The organism is Arthrobacter sp. BG5 (assembly GCF_056680155.1).
This window is the reverse complement of record NZ_CM155268.1, coordinates 2,392,826-2,419,805: the sequence shown is the minus strand read 5'-3', so window position 1 is coordinate 2,419,805 and position 26,980 is coordinate 2,392,826. Positions and strand designations below refer to the sequence as shown.

The following is a 26,980-nucleotide window of genomic DNA, read 5'->3' as shown; positions in this document are numbered from 1 at the left end:
CGTCAGCGGACGCGTTCAGCCCGGCCGAACCGGGACCGCGCCCCGGAACCGATGTGGATCAGCACCGGCGTGCGTTTGCCGACCACGGCGTCCAGGGCCTCCACCAGGGCCGAGACTTCTGCCGCGAGGGTATGCGGGGCAACACCCTGGCGCGGCTGCACCCGGATCCGCAGGGCCGGCTCACCCCTGAATTCGTAGGTGGCCACCGTGGCGCCGGCCAAATCCGGCCGGTCGGCCAGTGCCGCCCGGAGTGCCTGCTCGGCCACGCCGCCGCCGATCCGGACATAGCCTGGCACTTCACCGGCGTCGTCCTGGGCGACAAGCAGGTTCGCCCGGCCTTTGCCCTGCTGCGCCAGCCACGCCACCATCAGCGCGATGACGAGCAGCAGCAGCACCACCATGACAATCCACAGCCAGCTCATCGTTTGACCGGGGAAACGGGTGCGGTCGAAGAGACCGCGGACTCCGCCCCAGAGGCCCGCGGACCAGCCCTGCCACCAGCGGCCGACGGCCGGCACGGTGGCCAGCAGGACCAGCAGGCCCCCGATCACCAGGAGCTTGACGCCGAGGATGCCGATCAGGAGCCGGTTAAGGAGCCGCGGGGTGCCGTTCATGCGCCGATCACCCCCGAGGATGCCAGGTTGACCCGGACCTCGGGCATCGGCGACAGCGCCATCTCCCGGAGCTCGGCCTGGACAGCGGCCTGGACGTCCGCTGCGCGGAGCGGCACGCCGGAGGTTGGCCGGACGTTGACCAGCACCTGCCGCCGGGAGACCACCACCATGACCTGCTCCTGCGTCACGTTGGCGGCGAGCCGCGCCCGCCGCGCCAGGGCCGAGGCGATGACCTCGTCATCGACCACGACGCCGGCGCGGGGGTCTGCGAGGACGTGCCGGGCACGTCGTCCGGGAAGCACGGCGTTAAGGAAGAAGAACAGCCCGGCCGCGAACAGGACCGCGCCGGTGACGCCGAGCAGCAGCGGGGGAATGCCGGCGGGGAGGGCCGTGGCCCGCTCCGCGGCGGTCTGCGGGTCAATCAGCCATGGCGGCTGTCCCACGGCCCGCACTGCCGTTTCCAGCAGGGCGTAGCTGCACAGCCCGATGACCAGGAGGGCCGCGATGACGGCGGCGGCCGCCCGGGACGAGGTGGTCTCGCGGGCCAGGACTTTCTCCATTTCGGGCGCGCCGGAGCCTGCACCGGATCGGGCAGGCCGGGCCCCGGCGTCGTCGGGGACGGGCTCAGCGGGCCCGGTCCCGGCGTCGCCGTAGTGGCGTTCGGCGGCCTGGCTCACCGGATCCGGCCTCCCTCGGTGACGCTGGCCCCGCTGATGCGGATGTCCACCCGGCTCAATTGCGCACCGCTGAGCTCCGTGACGCGGCGCAGGATCTCCGCTTTCGCGGCAACCGCGCGGTCCCAGATGGGGCCGCCGAAGGCGGTGACCCGCGCCGGGTCCTTGAGCACCGCTGTGAGCGACGGGACGGCGATGGGGGTGACGAGCGAAAGCGCCAGCAGCCCGTCGTCGTCGGCCCAGTCGGCCCGGACGTCCTGCGGCGGCACACCGAGCGCCTCCGCAGCGGCGGCGCGCGCCACGCTGGTGAGGGCCTGGGTGCTGATCCGGTTGTGTCCGGCCAGCAGCCGTCCGGCGGCGGCACTCATGAGGAGGAACGCCGGCCCGTGAGGGCGTCAATGACGCTGCGCAGGTCCAGTTTCCCTTCCGCGGCGCGGCCCAGCAGGGCTCCGAGGGCCATGAAGAGCAGGGAGCCCAGGAAGCCCCAGACGCCGAATGCGAAGGACATGAACGCCAGGAAGGCGCCCGCCGCTATGCCGACTACGGTCAGGTTCACTGCAGGGCCTCCCTCACGGGCCGTACCTCGCCGGAGGCCGCGGGCTTGGGCGGGCCGGGGACGAAGACGTCATGGATTTCAATGTTTACTTCGATGACCTGGAGCCCGACGAGCTCCTCCACGGCGGCGTAGACGGCGGCGCGGATCTGATCCGCCAGGGGGTGCAGCGGGGTGCCGTAGAGCGCCACGAGGTCGATGTCCACGGCCACCTGGGTCTCGCCGACCTCGGCGCGTACCCCGGCCGCGTGGTCCGAGCTGCCGACCGCGTCCCGGATGGCGCCCAGTGCGCGGGACGGCCCGGTGCCCAGCGAATACACGCCGGGGACCGCGCGGGCAGCGATGCCGGCCACCTTGGCGACGGCGGCTTCGGAAATGACGGTGCGGCCGGTCGCGGTCCGGGCCGCACCCGGCAGCCCGGCGTTAGGCAGCCCGACCTCCGGAACCGCGGACTGAGAATTCTGGTACTCCATCTGGCACTCCCCCTTCTCTTTGACACCACCCTAGCCCTTGGGGCCGAGGGTGGGGCCCCCTCGCCGGGATTTCCGCGGTTGCGCCGAGCACGGGGCGTCCTACTTGCAGTTGGCGGCAATCCAACCGGTCACGGGAGCCATGGCGTCCTGGAACGTGCCGCTGGAGTAGACCGTCTGGTCGCTCAGGCCCGCAACGGCGACCTGGTTGAGCTTGGCGAAGTCGGCCTTGAGGCTGTCCGGGACGCGCTCTGCCGTGCGGCTGAGTTCCGCCTTGAGCTGCTCAAGTTCGGCGGTTTTGCCCTGCGCCGCCGACAGCGGGAACAGGGAGGCGCCCGTGGCCTGTTCGGAGATCGTCTTGCAGGCCTCCGCGGCCGTCGGGAAGTCGCCATACGGGCCGGACGTTTTGGCGGGGCTGGGCGTTGCGGAGGCGGTGGCGGACGCCGCCGGGGCCGACGACGACGGCGGGGCCGCGGCTTCCGGCGCGGAGCAGCCGGCCAGGGCCGCGGCGGCGAGGAGGACGGTGACGGTCAGCGGGCGGCGGGTCTTGTGCAGGATGCTGTTCAAAATCACTCTTCTGGTCGGGCTTGCGCCGCGGACCTGTCCGGGAACGGTCCGCGGCAATGGCGTTCTTCCCCAGCGTGCGAGTCTAGCCGGGCCGGCGGCGTGCCCCAACCCGGGGCGCGGTGTCGGACCCCACTCCAGGCGGACGTTTTTGAGGCCCGCCCCGACCGGGTTGGCCGCGGAGGGAATTATCGGGGCGCGCAGCGAGGGACAGTCAGTTGCTGTTCGCGCACTGTTCAGGCAGCTGGACCGCCTCGGGCATGGGGAGGTAATACGCGCAGGTGTAGCGTGACGTGTCCCCCGTCAGGGCCCAGACCGAGCCGCGCCGGCGGCCCGCGCGGCTGTCGAGGTCTGTCCGGTCGCGCGCGGCCAGGCGGTCCAGGACCGAGGAGATGACATCCTCATGCGTGCACAGCACGGTCCCCGTGCCGCGGGCATTGTCGACGAGCCGCATCGCCTGTTCGATACGGCCGTCGGAAAGGTCACTGGCTACTTCCACCGTCAGGGTTGCACGGCGTGCCAGCGGCTCAACAGTGTCGATACACCGGGCGGCCGGCGCGGAGAGGACCCGGTTTATTTCGAAGAACGAGCCGAGGCTCTCGAGGGAGCGGGCTGTCGTGCGTCCTTCGTGGGCCAGCGGCCGGGTGATTTCGGAGTGGTCCCACAGGTGCCGGGGTGTTGCTGGGGCTCCGCGGATAAGCAACAGCATCCTGTCCCGGGCCGGCACCGCACGGATCCCAAGTTCCCGCTCCAGGACCCCGCCCAGGGCGAGAATAACGGGCCTTTCGCGTGGTTCGCTCAGGGTGCGCAGCGCCGCCGGAAGGCTGAACCAGCGCGCCTCGTCCACTTCATCGTTGGCCGAGAAGACGCCGCCCTGGGCCTCGGCGGCCCAGTAGCGGACCGTTTTGAGGCGCCGTCGGCGGTCCAGATAGGTGACCTGCGGCAATTCCGAACCGGGGCGGCAGACGAGACCCGTCTCTTCGCTGACTTCCCGCAGCGCACATTCCTGGTCTGTCTCGCCCGGCTCTGCCTTTCCCTTGGGGATGGACCAATCCTGATGGCTGCGCCGATGGACCAACATCACCTCCAAGGCACCCTCCCTCCCGATCCGCCAGGGGAGGGCTCCTGAGGTCTTGGGCCTGTCCGACGTTACCTCGCGGACAACGCCCGGAGCAGGCAGCGGCAGGACCGGAAGATCCTGGGCCCCCTGCAGCCCGTCGAGCCGGCTGTAGAGACCGCCGGCGGCGAGGAGTTGCCGGTGGTTACCGCTTTCCACAATCCGCCCCTTGTCCAGCACGTAGATCTTGTCCGCGCGCCGGAGAGTGGAGAGGCGGTGAGCAATGACGATGACGGTCCGGCCGGCCATGAGCCGGTCCATGCCCTGCATCACGTATTGTTCGGAAATGGCGTCCAGGCCGGAGGTGGGCTCATCAAGGATGACGATCGGTGTATCGCGGACCAGGGCCCGGGCGATCGCGATGCGCTGGCGTTGGCCGCCGGACAGGCTGACACCCCGCTCAGCAACGGGTGTGTCATAGCCGAGCGGCAGCTGATCAACGAATTCGTCGACGTGCGCGGCGTGGGCTGCGGCGAAGACCCGTTCCGGAGTGACGTTGTCCGAGCCGTAGGCGATGTTGTCGTAGATGGTGCCGTGAAACAGTATGGACTCTTGCAGGACCATCGAGATCTGCTGGCGCACCGTGGCCAGCTGGAGTTCGCGGACGTCCATGCCGTCCAGGAGAACGGCGCCGCCTGTCACGTCGTAGAGCCGCGGGATAAGGCTGACCACCGTTGACTTGCCCGCACCGGTGGGTCCGGTCAGCGCAATCATCCGGCCCGGCTCCACACGGAGGTTAATCTGGTGCAGCACCTCGGAATCGTCGTAGTGGAAGTCGACATCCCGCAGCTCCACCGCGCCCTCCAGCCGGGGCGCCGGCCGGGCACCAGGGGGGTCTGTTATCGCGGGGGCGGTGCTCAGGACGTCCTGGAGCCGCTCCGCGCTGACCTGGCCCCGGCTCATGACCGTCGTCAGCTTGGAAAGTTCCTTCATCGGATCGTAAAGGGCTTTGAGGTACGCCAGAAAGACCAACAACAGCCCCAGCGTCATCGAACCGTCCAGCACCCGCTGCACACCCGCCCACAGCACGACGACGGTGCCAAGTGTGACGATGACATCCACCAGCGGGGACAGTGCCGCCTGCAACCGGACCAGTCTCAGGCCCGCATTCATCCGCGCGGCATTGCGGAGCTGGAAGGCGGCCTCATGACGGGCCTCGCTGGAGGAGGACTGCATAACCCGGACCGAAGAGAAGGTTTCCGTCATCGTGGAGGCAATGTCGCTGTCCCTTCTCCGCGCAGTCCGGGACGCCGCCTTGATGCGGGGGCGGTACATCAGCACCGTCGCGAACAGCACCGGTGAGACAGCCAAAGCAATCATGGCGAAGCCCGGATCAACCACCACGCAGATCGTCGTGATAAAAGCCAGAATGAGGATGTTGGGTACCAGGACCGCCAGCATTGAGATGATCATGGCGCGCACGTAGTCGATGTCCGTGGTCGCGCGCGTGACCAGATCCCCGAGCCTCTGCTTGTCATGGAAGGACAGGGACAGCCGCTGGAGGTGGGTGAACACCTCGGAGCGGATGGATGCCATGACCCGCTCTCCGACGCCGTTCAGCAGCCGCGCCCCAAAATAGTGGGCCATCGCGTTGGCCAGGGTGAGCACCAACAGGCAGGCAATTGCCACCAACAGGAGCTGCTGACCCTGCAGTCCGGCCGCGCCGAACGTTCGCAGGAACTCGTTCTGGCTCGCAGCGCCCGGGGTCTTGAGCACATCATCGACAATGACTTTCAGGGGCCACGGCAGCGCCACCTGCAGGGCAGCCGCGAGGACGACCAGGGCAGCTCCGGCACCCAAGGCCGCGGCGCGTGGTGCCAAGGCGCGGCGGAACCGCCAAAAAGTCATCAACACCTGAACCCCCCTCGCCCGGGCAAACCCTCGCGCCGGCGGCGCCGGGCGAAGCAGCCGCGTGCGGCGGCGGGGCTGAAGCGGGTCTCTGCGCCCGGACACGGCTCACCGGTGTCTGTCTCCCGCAGATCCGAGCTGTCGGCGATCTCCACTGAGCGTCCTCCCCCTCTACGCCATGGGTTCGCTCAATGTCTACTCCCTGCGCCGCATCCTGTCTATCCGTAGCCTCTGCGTATTGCCTGCAACTTCGTACCGAGCTTCCAGGCACCTCGATTGCTCCATAAGCGCCGTTTTCACGCCCCAAAAGGGCACCTACGGAACAGTCGATGGGCGTTAAAGAAGAAAAGCACCAGTTCGTGTAAGAACTGATGCTTCCCAGTGGTGGCTCCGACCGGCGTCGATCCGGTGACCTTTCGATTTTCAGTCGAACGCTCTACCAACTGAGCTACAGAGCCTAGGTGACGTGTCACCATGACGGCCGGAATTTCTTCTGGCAATCAGAGCGACCCTGACGGGACTTGAACCCGCGACCTCCGCCGTGACAGGGCGGCGCGCTAACCAACTGCGCTACAGGGCCTTGCTTTTACTGCTTATTTACTGCTGTTTCTTGCTGCCTGCAGTATCGCTACTGCAATTTTTCAAGGCCTTTAGCCTACCAGACTTTTTCATCCGGCTTGACCAGTTCCTTGCGTACCCCCAACGGGATTCGAACCCGTGCCGCCGCCGTGAAAGGGCGGTGTCCTAGGCCGCTAGACGATGGGGGCCAGGACGCCATCCGAAAAAACCGCTGAAGCGAGGGCAAAAATTAAGGGCCGAAGCCTTCGTTTTTGTTCCCTTCGGGTTCCTCCGAACTGGACCTATAAAACTATAGGGCCAACTCCCGAAATCTCCAAAATCCGCTCCACCAAACGGGAATAGGCTCTGGACAGGGCCCGTAGGGCTGTGCGGATGATGGACGGATGGACGCCCTTGCTGCCCTCAATGAGATCGCTTTCTGGCTAGAACGCGAACGTGCCACCACTTACAAGGTGCAGGCCTTCCGCAAGGCGGCCGGACTGATTGGCGGCTTTTCCCCCGAGGAACTGGCGGCACGAAGGGCGGATGGCCGGCTGAAGCGTATGAAGGGGATCGGCGACCGGACCTTCGAGGTGATCGCCCAGGCGGTCGACGGCGGCATTCCCGACTACCTTGCGGCCCTGCGCGAACGCGGCGCCGAACCCCTCGCCACCGGCGGGCGGGAGCTGCTGGCAAGCCTCCGCGGAGACCTGCACACGCACAGCGACTGGTCCGACGGCGGTTCACCGATCGAGGCCATGCTGGACGCGGCCCGGACGCTGGGACGTGAGTACCTGGCCCTGACCGACCACTCCCCCACGCTCAGGATCGCGAACGGCCTGAGCGCCGAGCGCCTCACCGAACAGCTGGAAGTGATCGCCAGGATCGGCGCCGGGGCCGCCGAAGCGGCAGACGCCGGCACGGGCAGCCCGCAGGTCCGGCTGCTCTCCGGCATTGAAGTCGACATCCTGGAGGACGGGACGCTGGACCAGGCCCCGGAGCTGCTGGACCGCCTGGACATCGTGGTGGCGAGCGTGCACTCGAAGCTCCGCTCCGACCGCCGGACCATGACCCGGCGGATGCTGGCCGGCATCGAGGACCCGCACACCCGGGTGCTGGGGCACTGCACCGGCCGGCTCCTGAACGGCTCCCGCGGGACCCGGCCGCCGTCGGAGTTTGACGCGAAACGGGTGTTTACGGCGTGCGCGGAGCACGGCGTCGCCGTCGAGATCAACGCCCGCCCGGAACGCCAGGACCCGCCGGACGAACTGATCCAGCTGGCCCTCGACGCCGGGTGCCTGTTCAGCATCGACAGCGACGCGCATGCTCCGGGCCAGCTGGATTTCCTGCAATATGGCGCGGAACGGGCCGCCCGGAACGGCGTTCCCGCGGAGCGGATCATCACCACTTGGCCGGTGGACCGGCTCCTCGAATGGTCCGGACGCGGCACGTAGCGGCTGCCGGCGCGGCGCTCAGGCGAGCAGCAACGCGGCGAGGGTGACCATCACGACGGCGATTCCGGCGTCCAGTACCCGCCAGGCCGCCCGGCGCTGGAACAACGGCGTCAGGTACCGCGCCCCCGCACCGAGGGCAGTGAACCAGGCGATGCTCCCAAGGCCGGCTCCGGCGGCAAACCACCAGCGGCCGGTTTCGCCCTGGGCGGCTGCGAGCGACCCGAGCAGCAGGACAGTGTCCAGGTAGACGTGCGGGTTCAGCCAGGTGAAAGCCAGACAGGTTGCCAGCACCGCCGCCCTGCTGCCCGGGGGCTTGTCTCCGGGGACGTCCAGCCGCTCCCCGCGTACCGCCCGCCGGGCCGCGAGGGCTCCGTAGACCAGCAGGAAGGCGGCCCCGGCCCATCTGATCACCACCAGGGCGGCGGGTGCCCGGTCCAACAGAACGCCGATGCCCGCGACGCCCAGCAGGATCAGCACCAGATCCGAGACCGCGCAGACAGCCACGACCATGGCGACATGCGAGCGCTGGATGCCCTGGCGGAGGACGAAGGCATTCTGGGCGCCGATGGCAACAATGAGGGACAGGCCGGCGGAGAGGCCGGAAAACAGGGGGAGGATCACCCTTCGACGGTAAGCGCCGGAGAAAGCTGAAGCCAGCTAATCTTTCTGTTGTTACATAAGATTGGCTAATGATCGACATCTCCCCGGAGCAGGCCCGGACACTGGCGGCGATCGTCGCACACGGAAGCTTCGACGCCGCTGCCGCCCACTTATCCGTGACGCCCTCGGCCGTCAGCCAGCGGATCCGCGCGCTCGAGACCGCCGTCGGCCGCCCGATGCTGACCCGGGCGCGGCCTGCGGAACTCACGGAGTCCGGCCAGGCCGTGGTGCGCTTCGCCCGGCAGCTGGAGCTGCTCTCCGCAGACCTGGCCGGGGAGCTGCAGCCGCAGGAACCCCAGGGGCGGACACGCCTGACGCTGGTGATCAACAGCGATTCCCTGCACACCTGGGCGCTGGCCGGCCTGGCCGCGGTGGCGGGAAGGGTCCAGCTCGAGGTTCTCCGCGAGGACCAGGACTACTCGCTGGAGCTTCTGCGCAGCGGCGCCGCAGCCGCTGCCATCACCACCACGGCCAAGGCGGCGCCCGGGTGCTCTTCCCGGCGGCTGGGCGTGATGCGCTACCTCCCGGTCTGCACGCCCGGCTTCGCCGCCCGGTGGTTCTCCGACGGCGCCGCAACAGAAGCGCTCGCCGCCGCACCGGTCATAGTTTTCGACCGCAAGGATGATTTGCAGGACCGGTACCTGCGGTCGGTGGGCCGCACGGCACTGAAACCGCCCCGGCACTACATCCCGGCCGCCAACGAGTTCGGCGAGGCAATCCGCTGGGGAATGGGGTGGGGACTGCTCCCCGAAATAGAAGTGGCCGCGGAGCTGCAGCACGGCACGATGGTGGCCCTGGATCCCGCCGCGCGCATGGACGTTCCGCTCCACTGGCAGCAGTGGCGGCACGGATCGGCCGCACTTGACGAGGTCGCGGCTGCCATCCAGGCCGCCGCGCGGCCCCTCCGGTAGATCATGGCCGGCGAGCCAGGGCCGGGTACGGCGCTGAACTTGGCTGCAGGTTGGCAGGAAGTCGACTAGACCTGGCCGATTTCCGCCAGCCGCCGGCCCGCCGCACGGGCTAGATTGGCAGCATGGCAACAACAGCCGAGACAGGCTCCCCCTCCCCGGACAGCACCCATCCGGACCATACGCATCCGGACAGCACCCACGACGCGGCCCCGCCGGCCGCTCCGAAGGCCGCTCCAGGCGCCGCCCTCCGGCCCGGGCAGATCAGCCGGCTGGGAATCGCCGCCGTCATCGTCACCGTGGTGCTTTGGGCGTCGGCGTTCGTGGGCATCCGCGCCGTCGGCCCCAGCTTCTCTCCGGGACCGCTGACCCTGGGACGGCTTGCCGTGGCCGCCGTCGTGCTGGGCCTGGTGGTCCTGCCGCAGTTCCGCAGGGCCGCCGCGCTCCCGCGGGGCCGCGAGTGGTGGCCCATCCTGGCCTATGGCGTGATGTGGTTCGGCGGCTACAACGTCGCCCTGAACGCCGCCGAACACCTGCTCGACGCCGGCACGGCCGCCCTGCTGATAAACGTCAACCCCATCCTGGTCGCCGTGATGGCCGGGGTCATCCTGAAGGAAGGCTTCCCGCGCTGGCTGATCATCGGCAGCCTGGTCGCATTCGGCGGTGTGGCGGTGATCGCTCTCGGTTCCGGCCAGCGGTCGACGGCGGACGTCGCCGGCGTGCTGCTCTGTCTGCTCGCGGCCGCCCTCGCGGCGGTGAGCGTGATCGTGCAGAAGCCGGTGCTCCGGAAATTCCCCGCAGCGCAGGCCACCTGGTTCGGCATTATGGTGGGCGCAGTGTGCTGCCTGCCGTTCAGCGGCCAGCTCGTCGCCGAGCTGCAGGCCGCTCCGCTGCCCGCAACGCTGGGGCTGGTCTACCTCGGCATTTTCCCCACCGCGATCGCATTCACTACCTGGGCCTACGCGCTCTCGCTGATCGACGCAGGCAGGCTTGCCGCCACCACGTACCTGGTGCCCGGCACCACGATCCTGATCTCCTGGCTGGTGCTGGGCGAAATTCCCACCCTCTGGGGCCTGGTGGGCGGGGTGATCTGCCTCGCCGGCGTCGCCCTGACCCGGCGCCGTTCCCGGGCCCTGCCCGGCGCTCCGGCCAGGTCCTAGGGTCCGGGAGATGTCCGCATCCCTTCCGCCCGGCCTGCCGATCATTCCCGGCGGGAACAATGACGACGAAGGTGGCGTCCACGACGGCGGCGCCGGCCCCTTCCCGATGTCCGAGGACGAGTTCGAAGCCGCGGTGGGTGACGCCCTGGACCGCATCCCGCCGGAACTGGCGAAGACCATGGACAACGTGGCCGTCTTTATCGAGGACGACTACAGCCCGCAACCCGGCGAGGACCCGGACACGGTACTGCTGGGACTCTACGAGGGCGTGCCGCTGACCGAACGGGACTCCTGGTGGGACGCCGGCTCGCTGCCGGACCGGATCACCATCTACCGCCGGCCGATCCTGGACCTCTGCGCCTCCCGTGATGACGTGGTCGAGGAAGTGACGGTCACCGTGGTCCACGAGGTCGCGCACCACTTCGGCATTAGCGACGAGCGGCTGCACGAACTCGGCTGGGGCTAGCCGCGCCCGGGGCGACTAGCCTTGGAGGCATGGGACACGACCACAGCCACTCGCACGGGATGACGGCCACGGGGAAGCACCGCAAGCGCCTGATCGCCGTGCTGGGCATCACGCTGTCCGTGGTCCTGATCCAGGTTGTTGGTGCCCTGGTCTCCGGTTCGCTGGCACTGCTAGCAGATGCCGGGCATATGCTCTCCGACGCTGCCGGCGTGTTCATCGCGCTGGTGGCCGCCTGGATTGCCGCGCGTCCGGCGAGCGATTCGAGGACCTACGGATACCAGCGGGCCGAGGTCCTCGCCGCGCTGGCCAACGCGCTGGTCCTGATCGTCATCTCCGTGGTCATCTTCACCGAGGCCATCCGGCGCCTCGGCTCGGCCCCCGAAGTCCAGACCGACGTCATGCTTTTCGCCGCTGTCCTGGGCGCGGTGGCCAACCTGGTCTCGCTCTTGATCCTGCGCGGCGCCCAGAAGGAGAGCCTCAACGTCCGCGGCGCCTACCTGGAGGTCCTGGGCGACCTGTTGGGCTCCTTCGCCGTCATTGTCGCCGCCATCGTCATTATGGCCACCGGCTACCAGGCCGCGGACACCATTGCCTCGATCGTGATCGCGCTGATGATCCTGCCCCGGGCCTGGCACCTGCTCCGCGACGTTGTGGACGTGCTCCTCGAAGCCACGCCCAAAGGTGTGGATGTCCAGATGATCCGGGAGCACATCCTGGCCGTGGACGGTGTGGTGTCCGTGCACGACATCCACATCTGGACCATCACCTCCGGGGTGCCGGTGTTCTCCGCCCACGTGGTGGTGGAGGACGCGGCGCTCGGAGCCCGCGGGGCGGACAAGGTGCTGGACAAGCTGGTCAGCTGCCTGGGCTCGCACTTCGACACCGAGCACTGCACCTTCCAGCTTGAACCGGTCACGCACGCGGAACACGAGGCCCACCAGCACGCCTGACAGCCCGGCATAATCCGCCGGTCCGGCGCACGCCGAAGGCCCGGAACCGCCCTCGGCGGGCACGACACACCCCGCAAGATGTGCCCAAATCACATCCTTGTTGTTTATGTTACTGATGTGACCTTTGTTGCCAAAGTGGCATATGGCACGTAGCCTCGTCCCTGCTGGGCGATCCGCAGAGGGGCCATTCACGTGCCACATTCCGACCTCGCTCGCGCCAGCCTGACTGCAACGAGGTTTTCCATGGGTTGGACCGGATCCGCCGGCAGGGCCGCGGCGCTGTGCACCGCCGTCGTACTGCTCGGGGCGCTCGCTGTCCCCGCCCATGCCTCGCCCGCGGCCACCAGGCCCGCTCCCTCACTGAGGATGCCGGCCACGCCGGAACTGCCGACGCCCGGGGAGATCGCCGCGGCCAAGACCAGTGAAAGCGCGACGGCGGACCAGGTCAGCCGGATCGACCGCATCCTGGCGGACGCCTCTGCGGCCAAGGAGGCCGGACTGGCCACCTCACTCGCCGCCAACAACGCCTATGCGGACGCCCTGGTGGAACTGCAGATCAGGCGGGACGCCGCCGCCGTGGCGGACGCCAAGGCCGCCGCCGCCGAGGCCGAGCAGAAGAAAGCCCGCCGGCTGATCGGCCAACTCGCCGGTGACCTTTACCGCAATGGCGGCATGACGCCGGCGCTCAGCCTGGTCAGCGGGAACGGCGAGGCGCTCCAGCAGGCCGCCACGCTCGAGGCGGTGGCCGCCGGCCGAACCCGTGCCTTCCAGGCCGCGGAGAATGCTGCCGCCGCCGCGCGGTCCTCGAAGGACGCCGCTGCGGACGCGGACCGCGCTGCCGACGACGCTGCCCGCACCGCGGAGTCCCGCAAGACCGACGCCGAACGCGCCGACAAAGACAGGCAAAAAGCCGTGTCCGATGCCGCCGCCCAGCGGAAAATCCTGGTGGGCCAGTTGGCCACGCTGCGGAACACCACCGTGGCACTGGAGTCCGCCCGGGTGGACGCCCTGGACCGGCAGCGCCAGCAGGCACGGCTCGCGGCACTGACCGCAGCGGCGGCCGCCGGCCCGCAGCCTGCCCGGGCAGCGGAGCCTGCGCCGGTTGCACCGGCGCTCCCGGCCGGTGCAACGCCGACGTCGCCCGCGCCTCCCCGGTCACCGGCCGGGCCGGAGCCCGTTCCCACCCTCCCAGCGCCGGTCCAGCCCGCACCCGTCCGGCCCGCCCCGGCGCCGGCACACCGTCCCGCCCCGCCGGCACCCGCCCCGCGTCCTGCCCCGCCTGCACCGGTACCTGCTCCCGCGCCGGGTGGTTCCAACCAGGTGGCGATTTCCGCGGCCCTCAACAAGGTCGGTTCGCCGTACTTCTACCAGTACGGCGGCACCGGCGCCTACGGCTTCGACTGCTCCGGCCTGGTCCAGAATGCGTTCGCCGCAGCCGGCAAGCAGCTGCCGCGCACGGCCTCCCAGCAGTACGCGCAGGCTCCGGTACACGTGCCCCTCTCCGCGGCGCAGCCCGGCGACCTGCTGGTCTGGGGCTCCGCCCCGGGCTTCTACCACGTGGCCATCTACCTGGGCGGCGGCCGCGTGGTCCAGGCGCTGAACCCGGAGAGCGGGCTGACCGTGACGGACCTCGCATCCATGTCCGGGATGCAGCTGTACCCGTACGCCGCCCGGTACTGAGCCGGGACCGACCCCCGGCACGGCACCCCCGACGCCCTAGGAGAGCACGTCCTTCGTGGTGAACCGGGCGTAGGCGAGGGCGCCGAAGAAGGCCAGGTAGCCGCCCTGCAGCAGCGCGTTGGCGGCGAACGAGTCCCAGGCGACGGGCTGGCGCAACAGGTCGGCAAAGTCGAGCCACCGATGCGTAAAGAGCCACGGGTGCAGCCACTCCAGCTGCGGCAGCGCGTCGGCAACCTGGGCGACGACGGCCAGCACCACCGTGGCCGCCATCGCACCGACGGGCACGTCCGTCAGGGCCGACATGAACAGGCCAATGGCCGACAGCCCCACGAGTGAAACCGCCAGATAAGCGGCAATCAGCAGCAGCCGCCCGAATGCCTCTCCGGCGCCGATCGAGTCGCCGGAGAGCAGGGTCACCGGCCCCACCGGGAACAGCGCCGCCCCGATGCCTGCCCCGACCAGAGCCACCGTGAACGGAGCTGCGACGGCGAACACCGCGGCGCCGGCATACTTGACCAACAGCAGCCGGCCCCGCCCGGCCGGGGCGGCGAGGAGATAGCGCAGCGTCCCCAGCCCGGCCTCCCCCGCCAGGGTGTCACCTGCGACCACCCCGATCGTCAGGGGCAGGAACAGCGGGACGGCGACCAGCATGGCCGTGACGCCGACGAACAGGCCGTTTTGGCTGATCCGGTCCAGGAACGCGGGCCCGCGGCCGGCCGGCACCGCCGAGGAGAGCCGCACGGCCACGGCGATCAGCACCGGGATGGCTGCCAGGGCGAGCAACATCGCCCAGGTGCGGCGGCGGCGGAAAAGCACACTCAGCTCGGAGCCGAGCAGCCGAAGGCCCGGTGCCCTTGCCACCCCCGGGGCAGAAGCGGCAGCCGGGGCAGGCGTCAGCTGAGGCTCCCCCCGCGCGGGGTCGCCTGCACTCGGGGCGGGCGGATTATTGCGCAACGTCGAAGCCCTCCCCGGTCAATTCGACGAAGCGGTCCTCGAGGCTGCCCTGTTCCACGGCGAAGCCGCGGACCCGGACGCCGGCGGCCACCAGGGCGGCCACCAGCTCCTCCGGCGAGGGGGCGCCGGCGGCGGCGCCGACCGGCAGCGGCGCATACAGCACCTCGCCCCAAGCCCCGGCACTCCCTCCGTCGGAAGCACCGCCGTCGGGCTTCCCGCCGTCGACCGTCAGTCCCAGGCCGGCCAGCACCCGGGCGGCGGCGCCGGGGTCCGGGGTCAGCAGCCGGACCTTGGAATGCCCGGCCTGCCGCAGTTCCGGCAGGGGGCCCTGGGCCACCAGGCGGCCGGCGCTCATGATGGCGGCGTGTGTGCAGATCTGTTCCACCTCGGCCAGCAGGTGGCTGGAGACGAACACGGTGGCGCCGTCCGCGGCGAGGGACCGGACGAGGTGGCGCACCTCGCGGGTGCCCTGCGGGTCCAGGCCGTTGGTCGGCTCATCCAGCACCAGGAGCTCCCGGGGTGCCAGCAGCGCGTTGGCGATCCCCAGCCGTTGCTTCATGCCCAACGAATAGGCCCGGACCTTTTTATCCGCGGCGTGGGCCAGGCCTACCCGTTCCAGCGCCGTGTGCACCCGTGCGCGCCGTGTCCCGGCGGGCGCTTCCGGATCCGCGGCGTCGAAGCGCAGCAGGTTCGCGGCCCCGGAGAGGAAGGGGTAGAACGCAGGCCCTTCCACCAGGGCGCCCACCCGGGGCAGCACCGCGCGCAGCTGCCGCGGCATCTCCTCGCCCAGAACGCGCACCGAGCCGCTCGACGCCGCCGCGAGGCCCAGCATGATCCGGATCGTGGTGGTCTTGCCCGAGCCGTTGGGGCCCAGGAAACCAAAGACCGAGCCTTTGGGCACCGCCAGGCCGACGCCGTCGACTGCCAACTGCCGGCCGAAGCGCTTGCTCAGGCCCTGGGTCTCGATGCTCAGTTCGGCGGACGGCGCGACGGCGGTCACCGGGCGGCAGCCGCGGCCTGGAGCCGCTCGAGCGGGACCGACCCGGCGAAGATACGGCCGTCGTCAAGGATCAGCACGTTCAGCAGGGCACTGGAGAGGAGCCTGCCGCCGGCCACGGGGACCGCCGCCTGGGCCAGCAGCGACGCCGCGCTTCCGGGTTTGCCCTGTTGCTCCGGCGTGCCGTTGTCCAGCGCTGCCTTGGGCACGGTGCCGGCGGGCAGTTCGACGACGGACTCCCAGCCGGTCCCGCTGATTTTGGCCTTGTCCCGCGTAGCCGCGGCGGGGGCCTTCGTGGCCGGACCCGGCCGTTGCTTAGCACCCGTTGCCTTATGGTCCGGAACCGGAAGCTCCTTGACGGTGGCGCCGGGCGGCGGGCTGAACTGGAAGATGGCGGCGTCCGGGGCCTCCAGCGACAGCTTGGTGAAGGCGACGCTGAACGCCGGTTCGGCCTGGCCGCGCGCTGTCAGCTCGACGCCGAGCGGCATGCCGCTTTGGCCGTCGACCGAAACCGCCATCGAGGCCAACAGCGTGGTCGAGGACCGGGGCGTGAGCACCAGCCGGTAGGCGGCGCGCCCGGCGACCTCCACGTCCGCTCCGACGCTCACATCGCTGCTGCGGTCGAGCGTGGCGAGGAGCTTCGCGGCCAGCACGTCCGGGGTGGGCACGGACTCCTGCCCGGACGGGTGGCGGTCTCCGGACCGGGCCGGGAGTACAGCGTGCGCGGCGGTGTTGTCCTTGGAGTTGTAGAACCAGAGCTCGTTGCCGTGCCGGATGACGTCGCGCTCGGCGAGCCGGTCCAGCACTTGGACGCGGGCGTTCTGCGCCCCGTCGCGGTAAACCCGGGCCGTATGCGGTCCGGTCAGCAGTTCCAGCCAGGCGGTGTCGCCCGACGCCGTTCCCGGACCTGTCTGCGGAAGTTCGGGCAGGCCCAGCTCGGAGGTCTGTTCCAGGGTCCCGGAGAAGGACGTCTGGCGGTGCTGGGCTACCAGCTCCAGCACTTGCTGGGGTGATTTGGCCGGCAGGGGATCCTGCGCGCTGGCCGGAAGGGATCCCGTCAACACGCCGGCAGCGATCACGGCAGGGACGGTTGCGGCCGGCAGCCAGCGCAACCAGGTACGGGTCATTGCGACCGCGCTCCAACATGGCTCATCTTTCAAGGTTACGCCCGGAAACGGCAAGGATCACCGGGCGCCGGCAGATTCTTCCGCGCCGGCGTCCGGCGCCTGCGGCGGGACCGCCGGAAGCACGGTGCCGGCACCGCCGTCGACCGTAATATCCTGCCCGGTGGCGATCAGCGAGGTTGCCTCCGGCACCCCGACGACGGCGGGAATCCCGTATTCGCGGGCGACGACGGCGCCGTGCGAGTTGGGGCCGCCCATTTCCATCACCAGTCCGCCGGCGGTCAGGAACAGCGGGGTCCAGCCCGGGTCGGTCGAGGGCGCCACGAGGACCTCCCCGGGCTCCAGCTGCGCCCCTTGTGGCTCCAGGATGACCCGGGCCCTGGCGGTGACGGTACCGGCAGACGCGGGGCTGCCGGTCAGGAGCCCCGGGCTACCCACTGCTGTCCGGCCGGCGTAGGTCTGCAGCGCCTCCGGCTCGGTCCCGTCCGAGAGCAGCACCCTCGGGATGTGCCGGCGGCCAAGTTCGCGGGCGTAGGCTTCCCGGCGCTGCGCCACCAGGTGGTGCAGCGGCGCCCCGGTGAGGGCCTGCCGGACTTCGACCAGGTCCAGGAAAAAGACATCGTCTGCGTCCGGGATGCGGGCCGCGGCCGCCAGCTCCGTTCCGATGGCCTGCAGCTGTGCCCGCACCGCGGCCAGGGCCTCCACGATGTGGTACTTCGGCAGTTCCCGCAGCCCTGCGAACATCCTGGTGCGTTTCAGTGCCGCCCGCACCAGCGCGCCGCGCAGCCTGCCGCGCGCCCCCGCAGCGGCGGCGAGCCGCTCCGCCTGGGCCTCGGCGTCGCGGGCGGCCCTGCTGAACTGCCGGTCCGGGGCCCGGCCGGGGTCCTCCAGGCGCAGATAGTTGGCCAGGACTCCGAAAATGTAGGCCGGGTCATCGGACCAGCGCGGCATCCCGACGTCGATTTCCGCCACAGCCCGGTGACCGTAGCTGCCCAGGAAGGCGGCGATCCCGGACTGCACGGCGGCGGGCAGCGTGCCCGCCCGGTAGCGCCGCACCAGGTCCGGGACCGCCGCGCCGGCGCTGGTGCCGGCATCGGTGAACACAACGCCGTCGAACAAAGCTGCGGACTCGGCGTCGGCCCGGACGGCCGTGGCGAGCTGCCAGAGCGCCAGGTCCATTTCGGTGGTGACGTTGTGGGGCAGTCCCCGCAGCACCTGCTGCAGCACCCCCGGTCCGGCGCCCGGCCCCAGCAGCCTGCCGGCGGCCGCCAGCAGGGCGAAGCCCAGGGCCGGCAGGGGCAGGATGTTGGGCACCACCGGGAAAAGCTCCTGGCCAAGGATCCGCTCCACGTGGTCCAGCCGCTGCTCCGCGGTGGCACCGGCCGGGACCACCAGGGCGGCCCGGAACCGTTCTCCGAACTGTTCCGCCCGGCGCAGCGCCGCCTCCGGCCGGAACAGTGCCCGAAGCAACGAGCCGGGGACCCCGGCCCGCACCGCCACCGGGCCGATGTGCCGCAATGCCCGCCACGGAGACCTGCCGATGACTGAAAAGCGGGGGTCCTGGAACAGCCCGCGCAGCACGGCCGCCGAGCGGGCCTCCATCACGTCGAACACCCGGGGAACGATCGCCCGCCCGACGCCGCTGCGCACCACCGGAGTCAGGTCAAAGAAGAGCCGCTGCCCGGCTTGTACGTACGGCGGCGGCCCGTCGTGCGGGGCGGGAACCTCGAACTGCGCCGCACGGGCCACGGACGAGGCGATCAGCCGGAAGGCCGCCAGCCCCATCGGTGTCAGCGGGCGGGTCAGGCCCTGGGCCAGGCTGAAACACAGGTAGACGCGGGTCCCCTCCCCCACTGGCGCCCGCTCGGGCAACGGGTAGAGCGTGGTGATGGGCCGGGACTGCGTCAACCATGCCGCTCCGCCCCCGTCGATCGCCCATTCGAGGTCCTGCGGCGCACCGAAGTGCACTTCCGCGCGGCGGCCCAGCAGCTCAAGCGCCAGCAGCCGGGCGTCGTCGACGCAGGGCGCCGGGCCGGCGCCGGGCTGGACAATCCGTTCGGTTCCGCCGCCCGGCAGCGGCCGGATGAGCACCCCTTTGCTGCCGACCCGGCGCTCCAGAATCTGCCGGGTGGCGCTGTCGACGACGAAGTGGTCCGGGTTGACCGCCCCGGACACCACGGCCTCGCCGAGCCCCGGGCTGGCGTCGATGACTGCCTCGTGCCGCCTACCTGTGACCGGGTTCGCGGTAAACAGGACCCCGGCCACTGCTGTGTCCACCATCCGCTGGACCACCACCGCGAGCGCCACCGACCCGGGGCTGATCGCGTGGGTGGCGCGGTAGCTCACGGCGCGGTCCGTCCAGAGCGAGGCCCAGCACTGCCGGACCGCGGCCAGGACCGCGTCAACGCCCACGACGTTCAGGAAGCTGTCCTGCTGGCCGGCGAAGCTGGCAAAGGGCAGGTCCTCGGCGGTGGCGGAGGAGCGCACCGCCACCGGGGCGTCCGTTCCCAGCGCGGCGTACGCGTCCCGCACGGCCGCGGCGACGTCCGCCGGAACTTCTGCGGCCAGGACCAGCCGGCGGGCCGCGGCGGCCAGCCCGCCGAGCCTGGCGAGGTCCGCGGGGGCGGCCGCGGCCAGCTGCGTGTGGACGGCGTCGAGCGCGGCAGTGGACGTGGCACGCCGGTAGGCCTGGGTCGTCAAGCAGAAACCGGGCGGAACCGGGAACCCGGCGCGCAGCAGTTCGCCGAGGTTGGCCGCCTTGCCGCCCACGGCGGGCAGCAGCTCCGCGCCGGCCCGCTCCAGGGCGACCACCAGCCCCGGCGCCAGTTTTAGCGTTTGCGGTGGGCGCCGCCGCTGTGCCCCTGGATCGGGTAGCTGCCCCACCTCCCGGCCCCCTTCAACGACGAAGCTGCGGTCCCGGGGCGGGCTAGGAGTCGCCGAGCATGGGCCCGAAGGCGGCCCGGTCGGCTAGCCGCGGGTCCTCACGGTCCGGGACCACCATCACCGGGCCCTTGGCGTGGTGCAGGATCCCGTCGGATGTGGATCCCAGCAGCATCCCGGTGAAGCCGCCGCGGCCGCGGGTGCCCACCACCACGAGTTCCACGTGCCGGCTGGCCTCGACGAGGATGTCGATCGGGGAGCCGTCCACAAGCTGGGTTTCGACCTCGAGCCGCGGGAAGTGGCTCTTGAGCCACGCCACGCCGGCGTCGAGCTGGACGCGGATATCCGCGAAGAGGGCTTCGCGGTCCATCGGGGCCGGGACCCAGGCGAGGGAGCCGCTGTATTGCGGGACCGCGCAGACCAGGCGCAGCGGCGCGGAGAGCCGTTCGGCTTGGGCCGCCGCCTCCAGGACCGCCACCCGGGCCTGCTCGGAGCCGTCCACGCCCACCACCACGACGTTTTCGACCGGCTGGTGGCCGGATTTTTCCCGTTCGGCCCGGACGTGTTTGTCCTGCGTGGTTTCGCCCAGCCGGTCGCCGCAAATGAGCGGCACCGTGACCGTGGGGCACTTGGCGTGCGCGGGAAGCGCGCTGCTGACCGATCCGAGGAGCCGGCCCACGAACCCGCCCCGGCCGCGGGTGCCGAAAACCAGCAGTTCGGCGGTTTCGGTCATGTCCAGCAGGACCCCGGAGGCGTCTCCGTTCTCCACCGACGCATCGACGTCGATGTTGTAGCCGGCCACCTTGTCCATTGCCTGCTTCAGGATGGCTTCGGCGCCCTCCCGGATGACTGAATCGTCGACCGTGGCGTAGCCGCCATCCAGCCCGGAGGCGGCGAAGACGGGCACCGAGTAGGCGGTCACGATGTGCAGCGGGCTGCCCCGTCGCGCCGCTTCGCGGGCGGCCCAGACCAGGGCACAGTGGCTGTGCTCCGAGCCGTCCACGCCGACGACGATCCCCCGAGGAGCGGACCGCTCGCCGGCGTCGTCCCCCGCCGGATCCGGGTACACCTGTTCTCGGGCCATGGGGTCCGCCTCCTCGCGTTACGTGGCTGTGTTGCGGCTATTCTGCCAGAAGTGTCAGGGTGCGGCGTCCGCCGGAGGCACGGGCAGGATTTACCAGGTGTTTACATACCGGCGGCCCGGGCCGGAAACCCGCGGAACGGCGGCGGCCCGGCCCGCCGGTTCGCGGTTAAACCGCTGAAAACCCGCGGAAATAGCAAAGCCGGACAGGCCCTGTTCACAGCCCCCAATCTTGGGTATCCTCTGAGGCACTGCTGAACCGAGACTCGTCTTTCAGATCGCCGGCTCCCTTGCGGGGCGCGTCAGGACGGATCGCCGGACCAGCGTTCCGGGCATGGGCCCGGAATCCGCACCATTCGAGGAGGGACCCCGCAGTGTCGAGCATGCCTGTGTACGGCGGTATCGAACGGACCAGCACTGTGGTCATCGGCACGGGCCTGTCCGGACTGGCGGTCGCCAGCGAACTGCAGCGCCGGGGTGTCGGAGCCATCGTGGTTGACGGACTGGACCTGCTGGGCGCCGGGAACCCGGCCAATACCTCCTCGCTGCAGCGCTGCGACGCGGCGGACGCCGCCACCCTCAGGGAGCGCAACGAAATCCTGCGCCACCTGCGGAACTACGCCGCCAGCCACAGCCTCGACATCCGCAACAACGTGCGGGCTCTGCAGCTGGACCACCTGGAGGCGGACGGCCAGGCGGTCGAGGGCCTTGACTTCCAAGAAGCCGGACACCCGGCGCAGCAGTGGGCCGTCAGCACGCCCAATGGCATCCTGTACGCCGACCACCTGGTGCTGACCCGCTGCGCGCACAGCCAGTTGCGCCGCATGCTCGCCGATTTGGGGGTGGCCGCAGGCCAGAACCTCATGGCGGCCATGCACGCGCTCGGCATGTACCTCGTCGGCGTCGGCGAGCTGATCACCCCCACGCCGAAGGAAGTCCTGCGCCAGGCCAAGCTGGTGGGCCAGGCGATTTCCGCCAAGGTCCACCCGGACGGCACGCCCCCGCTGCTGTCCGCAGGGCTGGCGCTGCCGGCCTAGGAACCGGCCTCGACGACGGGCTTCGGGTCGGCTTCGGCCCGGCTAGTTTCGGGGTTCCCCGGCCGGCTCGTCCGGGTTGGCGTCCGTGCCGCCGGTGCCGTCGCTCTCGTCCTCATTGGTGCCGTCTTTAGGCCGCCGCTTCGCCATCAGGCCCAGGGCAACCAGGATGCCCACGGCCACCGCCACGAAGAGCACGATGCTCCACGGGAAGGGCTGCGAGGCGTCCGGCGCCCGGGGCGAGGGCGCGATCGTGGTTCCCGGCTGGGCGGTGCCCAGCGTCGGTACCGAGCCTGACGCCGGGGCCGTGCCGCCCGCCGTCGCGCCTGCGCCCGCTTCCGCGGCGGTGAAGGTGAAGGTGCCCTCGATCGGGTGACCGTCCGCGCTGGCCACCCGCCACTGCACGGTGTAGGAACCGGCCGGTGCGCCCGTCTTCAGCTTCTGCGACGCCACATTGTCCACGATCTCAACCGCGCCGTCGGCCCAGTTGGTCCCGGCCGCGTCGCTGACCTTGATCTGCGTGCCGATCGCCAGCGGTTTGTTGGTGAGGGTGAGCGAGACCGAGGCCGGCGGGGTGGGCAGCGTCGCGCCGGCGGCCGGGCTGGTGGACTCCACAGCGTCGTGGGCCAACGCCGGAGCGGCACCCAGGAGCGCGATGCCCAGCAGGACCGCCACGGCGGTGATCAGGCCCAGCAGGGCGCCCGGAAGTTCTCGGATTGAACGCATGGAAGAACTGCTCCTTGTGTTGGCTTCCTTACAGACTAGGCGAATTTGGCAGGTGGGCGCCGTCACGCCTAATAGGATTTAGCTAACACCCCCTTTCCCTCCCGGAGGACCAATGCTTAAGCAGGGCTCTGCACTCGACCGGTATTTCAAGATTTCCGAGCGGGGGTCGAACTTCTCGCGCGAGATCCGTGGCGGGTTCGCCACGTTCTTTGCCATGAGCTACATCGTGGTGCTGAATCCGCTGATCCTTTCCGGCCCGGATTCGTCCGGCGGGACGCTCGGCTTCCCGGCTGTCGCCGCCGTGACCGCCTTCGCGGCCGGCATCCTGACCATCCTGATGGGGGCCTGGGCCAAGCACCCCTTCGCGCTGGCTACCGGCCTGGGCGTCAACGCATTCGTGGCCGTCACCGTCGCCACCAATCCGGGCCTGACCTGGCCGGACATGATGGGCCTGGTGGTCCTCTCCGGCGTCACGATGCTGATCCTGGTGCTGACCGGCTTCCGGACCGCCGTGTTCAAGGCCGTCCCGGAAGGGCTCAAGACCGCGATCGTGGTCGGTATCGGCCTCTTCATCGCCCTGATCGGCCTGGTCAACGCCGGCTTCGTCCGCCGCATCCCTGACGTCGCCGGCACCACCGTGCCCGTCGGCCTCGGCTTCGATGGCAAGCTGCTGGGCTGGCCCACGCTGGTGTTTGTGGTCGGCCTGATCCTGACCATCGCCCTGGTGGTCCGCAAGGTCAAGGGCGCGATCCTGATCGGCATCATCACCTCCACCATCCTGTCCGTGATCCTGGAATTCACCCTGCACATCGGGCCCAGCTTCGACGGCAAGAACTACAACCCGCAGGGCTGGTCCCTCGTGGCGCCCAAGTTCACCGAATGGGCCGCCCCGGACCTGTCCCTGATCGGCAAGGCCAACCCGTTCGGCGCGTTCGAGCACCTCGGCTTCGTCGCCGCGACCCTGCTGGCGTTCGTGATCCTGCTGAGCATCTTCTTCGACGCGATGGGCACGATGGTGGGCCTGGCCACCGAGGCCGGCACCATCGACAAGGACGGCAACATCCCCAACGTGGACCGGGTGCTGCAGATTGACGCCCTGGGCGCGATCGTGGGCGGCGGCGCGTCCGTCTCCTCCAACCAGATCTACGTTGAATCCGGCGCCGGCATCGGCGAAGGCGCCCGCACCGGCCTGGCCTCGATCGTCACCGGCCTGCTGTTCCTGGTCGCCATGTTCTTCACCCCGCTGATCAACCTGGTCCCGTTCGAAGCCGTGGCCCCGGCGCTCGTCGTCGTCGGCTTCATGATGGTCTCCCAGGTCGGCAAGATCGACTGGCAGGACTGGGGCATCGCGATCCCCGCGTTCCTGACCTTCACGCTGATGCCGTTCACCTACTCGATCGCCAACGGCCTCGGCGCCGGCTTCATCTCCTTTGTGCTGATCCGGCTGTTCCAGGGCCGCGCCCGCGAAGTGCACCCGCTGATGTGGGTTGTGGCCGCCGCGTTCCTGCTGTTCTTCGGGATCGGCCCGATCGAGGCCGCCCTGGGCATGCACTAAAGATCCCGACCCGCCCCTCCGCCGAGATGGCATTTCGCGACAGTTTTTTTGGAAAACATTGCCGCGAAATGCCATCTCGGCGGCGTTTAAGCCGGGGTTTCCGGGATTTCGGACACCCCGACGGCGGCGCTGCTGGTTTTCCGCCCCGGGCTGCGGTGAGCTAGGGACATGCATTCCGCCAACCCCGCCGTTGATGTCCCGCCGCAGCCCTGGACCGGAAGGTTCGACGGCGACGGTGCCGACCACCGCCGCTGGTGGCAGGCGGTAACGCCCCACGCTGCGCACGCGGCTGCGCACCTGCAGCCGGCCGGCTCCCCCGCCGCCCGGCCCGCCGTCATCCTCGGCTTCGGCAGCGACGCCGGCGTGCGGCGCAACAAGGGCCGGGTCGGGGCAGCTGCAGCACCTGCCGCCATCCGCGCCGCGCTCGGCCCGCTCGCCTTCCACCTGGACCGGGAAATCCACGACGCCGGCGACGTCACCGTGGCCGGGGACGCGCTGGAGGCCGGGCAGGCGCGGGCCGGACTCGCCATCACCGGGCTGCTCGACGCCGGCGCCCTGCCCGTGGTCCTGGGCGGCGGCCATGAAACGGCCTTCGCCAGCTACCTGGGCGTGGCCGGGTTCGCTGCGGTCCGCGAAGGCCTCCGCGTGGGGGTGCTGAACCTGGATGCGCACTTCGACCTCCGCGACGAGCCGGTGCCCAGTTCCGGCACCCCGTTCCTGCAGATGGCCGGGGCGGAAGCCGCCGCGGGCCGCGAACTGAAGTACGCCGTCGTCGGGATCTCCGAACCGAACAACACCCGTGCGCTGTTCCGGACCGCTGCGGAACTGGGCGTGGACTACCTGCTGGACGAGGACTGCTCCGCGGACGCCGCACAGGCGTTTGTGGCCGCGTTCCTGGCCCAGGTGGACGCGCTGTACCTGACCATCGACCTGGACGTGCTGCCGGCGTCGGTGGCACCCGGGGTGAGCGCCCCTGCCGCCTACGGTGTGCCGCTACCGGTGATCACCGCGGTCTGCCGGCAGGTGGCCGCGAGCGGGAAACTGCTGCACATTGACGTCGCGGAGCTGAACCCGGAGTTCGACGTCGACGGCCGCACCGCCAGGGTCGCCGCGCGGCTGATTAATACGCTGCTGCGGTAGCCGGCCGGCGGGGTTAGTGCGGGGCAGGGTTAAAGCCGGGCCGCTCAGATGGCGGTGTGCGGGGCCTGGCCCTCGTCGCCGTGCTCTTCCACCGCGCGGCGCTGGCGCAGCCGGTCCAGCCGGTTCATCACCGGCGCCGTCGTCGCGCCGTGCAGCACGATCGACATGGCCACGACCAGTCCCACAAAGGCCCAGAGTTCCTGCGCCTGCGCGCCGAAATTCCCGTGGCCCAGGGCGTAGGCGAGATAGTACAGCGAGCCGATGCCGCGGATGCCGAAGAAGGAGATGGCGATCCGTTCCCGCGGGCCGGTCTTGCCCCGCGCCAACCCCAGCCACCCCGCCAGCGGACGCACCAGCAGCAGGAACGCCAGAGCCACCAGCACCTCGGTCCAGCCGATCCCGGCGAGCAGGCCGCGGGCTATGGCCCCGCCCAGCAGCACCAGGATGACCACGGTCAGGAGCCGCTCCAGCTGCTCCACGTAGGAGTGCATCACCCGGTGGAAGCCGTGCGTGCGCTCCGCGGCCCGGATGGTGACTGCGCAGACGAACACCGCGACAAAGCCGTAGCCCTCGATCAGCTCCGTCACCCCGTAGGCCAGGAACGTCGCCGCCAAGGCCACGAACCCCTCGGAGTGGTTGGAGAGCCGGATGCTCTCATGTCGGGCCGTGAAGAAGAGCCGGCCCAACAGCTTCCCCGTCCCGACGCCCAGCAGGATGCCGATGCCGATCCGCCAGAGCACATCCACCGCCAGAAAGTTACCCAGCCAGCCTGACGGCGAGGCCCCAACAAAGCTGATGGCAATGGCGAGGTAGACGAACGGGAACGCCAGGCCGTCGTTCAGGCCGGCTTCGGACGTCAGGCCGAAACGGATCTCGTCCTCGCGTTCGGTTTCCTCTTCCTCGTCGGCGGGCTCCCCCACCTGCACCTCGGAGGCCAGGACCGGGTCGGTCGGCGCCAGGGCGGCCGCGACGAGGAGCGCGGCGCCCAGGCCGAGGCCCAGGAACCACAGCCCCAGCAGGGTCAGGCCGATGATGCACAGCGGCATGGCCAGGCCCAGCATCCGCCAGGTCGTGGCCCACCGCCGGAGCCCCAACGGCCGGTCCAGCGCCAGCCCGGCGCCCATCAGCGAGATGATGACGCAGACTTCGGTCAGGTGCGTGACGAACTCCCCGTGCTGCAGCGGATCAGGGTCCGGCAGCGCCGGCATCAGCGTGAACGCCAGCATGCCGGCCCCCAGGAAGACCATCGGCATCGACAGGGGCGCGTTGCGCAGCAGCTTGGGCAGTACCGCCGCGATGAACACGGCGATTCCGGCCGCGACGAAGACAATACTGGGACCCTCGAACATCTGCACGCCCTCCTGCCGCAACCGGGGAGCAGGCCCGGAATGGGTCGGGGCGCCGTTCCCAAAAGAACGGCGCCCCTCGCCTCAAAGATATACCGCCACCAGCACACTACCGGCTTCCGGCCGGGACGCCACGCCGGACAGACTAGAATGGAGGGTGGCCAACCGGCCGGATTCTAGGAAAGACCAGTTAATGAACACACACACCATGCGGACCCAGGCCTCTGACGCTACGTCCATCAAGCTCTCGTTCGCCAGTGCCCACGAGGTCCACCACGGCCTCGAAAACGCCGTCAACACCCTGATCGCCTCGTCCGTGCAGGACCGCCGCTGCGGGATCCGGGTTACCCGCCACGAGCCGGGCGCGTACACCGTGGCGCTCGATGACTCCGTGCCGTTCGGCGAGACCCACGAGGACGTCGCCGCCTAGCCTGCGCGGGCCGGGACAGGCCAAGGGCCGGTGAGGG

Annotated in this window: 25 protein-coding genes and 3 tRNA genes; 10 read left to right on the top strand and 18 right to left on the bottom strand. The window is 70.1% G+C overall.

All coding sequences use genetic code 11. From position 1 onward, the window contains the following. Positions 1-2 precede the first annotated feature (2 nt). The 10 genes from AC1MBE_RS11265 to AC1MBE_RS11220 all read right to left on the bottom strand — a co-directional run bounded on the left by AC1MBE_RS11265 (position 3) and on the right by AC1MBE_RS11220 (position 6,607). A complete protein-coding gene (locus AC1MBE_RS11265) occupies positions 3-614 on the bottom strand; it encodes a hypothetical protein (protein WP_479778265.1) in 612 nt (203 codons plus the stop codon). Next, positions 611-1,291 carry a hypothetical protein gene (locus AC1MBE_RS11260; RefSeq protein ID WP_479778264.1) on the bottom strand — a complete coding sequence of 227 codons (681 nt, stop codon included), beginning with the start codon at positions 1,289-1,291 and terminating at the stop codon, positions 611-613. Before AC1MBE_RS11260 ends, AC1MBE_RS11265 begins: the two co-directional genes overlap by 4 nt. Next, positions 1,288-1,656: a hypothetical protein gene (locus AC1MBE_RS11255; RefSeq protein ID WP_479778262.1), complete on the bottom strand. Its 369-nt coding sequence runs from the start codon at positions 1,654-1,656 to the stop codon at positions 1,288-1,290. Before AC1MBE_RS11255 ends, AC1MBE_RS11260 begins: the two co-directional genes overlap by 4 nt. Next, positions 1,653-1,844: a hypothetical protein gene (locus AC1MBE_RS11250; protein ID WP_346958528.1), complete on the bottom strand. Its 192-nt coding sequence runs from the start codon at positions 1,842-1,844 to the stop codon at positions 1,653-1,655. The genes AC1MBE_RS11255 and AC1MBE_RS11250 overlap by 4 nt, the downstream gene beginning before the upstream one ends. Then, positions 1,841-2,314, bottom strand: a complete 474-nt coding sequence (locus AC1MBE_RS11245; RefSeq protein ID WP_479778260.1) for an Asp23/Gls24 family envelope stress response protein — start codon at positions 2,312-2,314, stop codon at positions 1,841-1,843. Before AC1MBE_RS11245 ends, AC1MBE_RS11250 begins: the two co-directional genes overlap by 4 nt. 99 nt (positions 2,315-2,413) lie before the next feature. Then, on the bottom strand, positions 2,414-2,878 hold the full coding sequence (locus AC1MBE_RS11240) for a hypothetical protein (RefSeq protein WP_479778258.1): 465 nt from the start codon (positions 2,876-2,878) through the stop codon (positions 2,414-2,416). A 211-nt stretch (positions 2,879-3,089) separates the two neighbouring features. Beyond that, positions 3,090-5,840, bottom strand: a complete 2,751-nt coding sequence (locus AC1MBE_RS11235; protein ID WP_479782581.1) for an ABC transporter transmembrane domain-containing protein — start codon at positions 5,838-5,840, stop codon at positions 3,090-3,092. 382 nt (positions 5,841-6,222) lie between these two features. Next, a tRNA-Phe gene (locus tag AC1MBE_RS11230) sits at positions 6,223-6,298 on the bottom strand. A 48-nt stretch (positions 6,299-6,346) separates the two neighbouring features. Beyond that, positions 6,347-6,420 (bottom strand) — tRNA-Asp (locus AC1MBE_RS11225). A 114-nt stretch (positions 6,421-6,534) separates the two neighbouring features. Then, positions 6,535-6,607, bottom strand: a tRNA-Glu gene (locus tag AC1MBE_RS11220). A 195-nt stretch (positions 6,608-6,802) separates the two neighbouring features. On the opposite strand from AC1MBE_RS11220, the gene AC1MBE_RS11215 reads away from it, so the two are divergent. Beyond that, on the top strand, positions 6,803-7,852 hold the full coding sequence (locus tag AC1MBE_RS11215) for a PHP domain-containing protein (protein ID WP_479778257.1): 1,050 nt from the start codon (positions 6,803-6,805) through the stop codon (positions 7,850-7,852). Between the two features lie 18 nt (positions 7,853-7,870). On the opposite strand, the gene AC1MBE_RS11210 is transcribed toward AC1MBE_RS11215, so the two are convergent. Continuing rightward, positions 7,871-8,473: a LysE/ArgO family amino acid transporter gene (locus AC1MBE_RS11210; RefSeq protein WP_479778255.1), complete on the bottom strand. Its 603-nt coding sequence runs from the start codon at positions 8,471-8,473 to the stop codon at positions 7,871-7,873. Between the two features lie 68 nt (positions 8,474-8,541). Here AC1MBE_RS11210 and AC1MBE_RS11205 point away from each other — a divergent pair, with 68 nt between their 5' ends. The 5 genes from AC1MBE_RS11205 to AC1MBE_RS11185 all read left to right on the top strand — a co-directional run bounded on the left by AC1MBE_RS11205 (position 8,542) and on the right by AC1MBE_RS11185 (position 13,676). Next, positions 8,542-9,423, top strand: coding sequence for an ArgP/LysG family DNA-binding transcriptional regulator (locus AC1MBE_RS11205; RefSeq protein WP_479778253.1), 882 nt, complete (start codon positions 8,542-8,544; stop codon positions 9,421-9,423). Between the two features lie 122 nt (positions 9,424-9,545). After that, complete coding sequence (locus AC1MBE_RS11200; RefSeq protein WP_479778251.1) at positions 9,546-10,580, top strand: DMT family transporter; 1,035 nt, start codon at positions 9,546-9,548, stop codon at positions 10,578-10,580. 10 nt (positions 10,581-10,590) lie between these two features. After that, positions 10,591-11,046 carry a metallopeptidase family protein gene (locus AC1MBE_RS11195; protein WP_479778249.1) on the top strand — a complete coding sequence of 152 codons (456 nt, stop codon included), beginning with the start codon at positions 10,591-10,593 and terminating at the stop codon, positions 11,044-11,046. 29 nt (positions 11,047-11,075) lie between these two features. Then, the gene (locus tag AC1MBE_RS11190; protein ID WP_479778247.1) at positions 11,076-11,996 is read left to right on the top strand and encodes a cation diffusion facilitator family transporter; all 921 of its coding nucleotides are present in this window, start codon (positions 11,076-11,078) and stop codon (positions 11,994-11,996) included. Positions 11,997-12,239: 243 nt separating this feature from the next. Beyond that, positions 12,240-13,676, top strand: coding sequence for a C40 family peptidase (locus AC1MBE_RS11185; RefSeq protein ID WP_479778245.1), 1,437 nt, complete (start codon positions 12,240-12,242; stop codon positions 13,674-13,676). A 36-nt stretch (positions 13,677-13,712) separates the two neighbouring features. Here the strand turns inward: AC1MBE_RS11185 and AC1MBE_RS11180 are convergent, their stop codons facing one another. The 5 genes from AC1MBE_RS11180 to AC1MBE_RS11160 form a co-directional block, all read right to left on the bottom strand. Continuing rightward, on the bottom strand, positions 13,713-14,573 hold the full coding sequence (locus AC1MBE_RS11180) for an ABC transporter permease (RefSeq protein ID WP_479782579.1): 861 nt from the start codon (positions 14,571-14,573) through the stop codon (positions 13,713-13,715). Positions 14,574-14,619: 46 nt separating this feature from the next. Beyond that, positions 14,620-15,630 carry an ABC transporter ATP-binding protein gene (locus AC1MBE_RS11175; protein ID WP_479778243.1) on the bottom strand — a complete coding sequence of 337 codons (1,011 nt, stop codon included), beginning with the start codon at positions 15,628-15,630 and terminating at the stop codon, positions 14,620-14,622. Next, positions 15,627-16,754 (bottom strand): LolA family protein, encoded by a 1,128-nt coding sequence (locus AC1MBE_RS11170; RefSeq protein WP_479778241.1) that lies wholly within the window; start codon positions 16,752-16,754, stop codon positions 15,627-15,629. Before AC1MBE_RS11170 ends, AC1MBE_RS11175 begins: the two co-directional genes overlap by 4 nt. Before the next feature lie 57 nt (positions 16,755-16,811). Beyond that, the gene (locus AC1MBE_RS11165; RefSeq protein ID WP_479778239.1) at positions 16,812-19,562 is read right to left on the bottom strand and encodes a PEP/pyruvate-binding domain-containing protein; all 2,751 of its coding nucleotides are present in this window, start codon (positions 19,560-19,562) and stop codon (positions 16,812-16,814) included. A 115-nt stretch (positions 19,563-19,677) separates the two neighbouring features. After that, on the bottom strand, positions 19,678-20,715 hold the full coding sequence (locus AC1MBE_RS11160; protein ID WP_479778237.1) for a universal stress protein: 1,038 nt from the start codon (positions 20,713-20,715) through the stop codon (positions 19,678-19,680). Between the two features lie 380 nt (positions 20,716-21,095). Here AC1MBE_RS11160 and AC1MBE_RS11155 point away from each other — a divergent pair, with 380 nt between their 5' ends. After that, positions 21,096-21,749: an FAD-binding protein gene (locus AC1MBE_RS11155; protein WP_479782577.1), complete on the top strand. Its 654-nt coding sequence runs from the start codon at positions 21,096-21,098 to the stop codon at positions 21,747-21,749. Between the two features lie 42 nt (positions 21,750-21,791). Here the strand turns inward: AC1MBE_RS11155 and AC1MBE_RS11150 are convergent, their stop codons facing one another. Then, positions 21,792-22,472, bottom strand: coding sequence for a copper resistance CopC family protein (locus AC1MBE_RS11150; RefSeq protein WP_479778235.1), 681 nt, complete (start codon positions 22,470-22,472; stop codon positions 21,792-21,794). A 112-nt stretch (positions 22,473-22,584) separates the two neighbouring features. Here AC1MBE_RS11150 and AC1MBE_RS11145 point away from each other — a divergent pair, with 112 nt between their 5' ends. Further along, entirely contained in the window at positions 22,585-24,027 is a 1,443-nt protein-coding gene (locus AC1MBE_RS11145) for an NCS2 family permease (RefSeq protein WP_479778233.1), read from the top strand. Between the two features lie 168 nt (positions 24,028-24,195). Beyond that, on the top strand, positions 24,196-25,167 hold the full coding sequence (gene hutG / locus AC1MBE_RS11140; RefSeq protein WP_479778231.1) for a formimidoylglutamase: 972 nt from the start codon (positions 24,196-24,198) through the stop codon (positions 25,165-25,167). Positions 25,168-25,211: 44 nt separating this feature from the next. Here the strand turns inward: hutG and AC1MBE_RS11135 are convergent, their stop codons facing one another. Continuing rightward, the gene (locus tag AC1MBE_RS11135) at positions 25,212-26,516 is read right to left on the bottom strand and encodes a cation:proton antiporter (protein ID WP_479778229.1); all 1,305 of its coding nucleotides are present in this window, start codon (positions 26,514-26,516) and stop codon (positions 25,212-25,214) included. Between the two features lie 190 nt (positions 26,517-26,706). Here AC1MBE_RS11135 and AC1MBE_RS11130 point away from each other — a divergent pair, with 190 nt between their 5' ends. Then, positions 26,707-26,943, top strand: coding sequence for a hypothetical protein (locus tag AC1MBE_RS11130; protein WP_479778227.1), 237 nt, complete (start codon positions 26,707-26,709; stop codon positions 26,941-26,943). Positions 26,944-26,980: the final 37 nt, after the last annotated feature.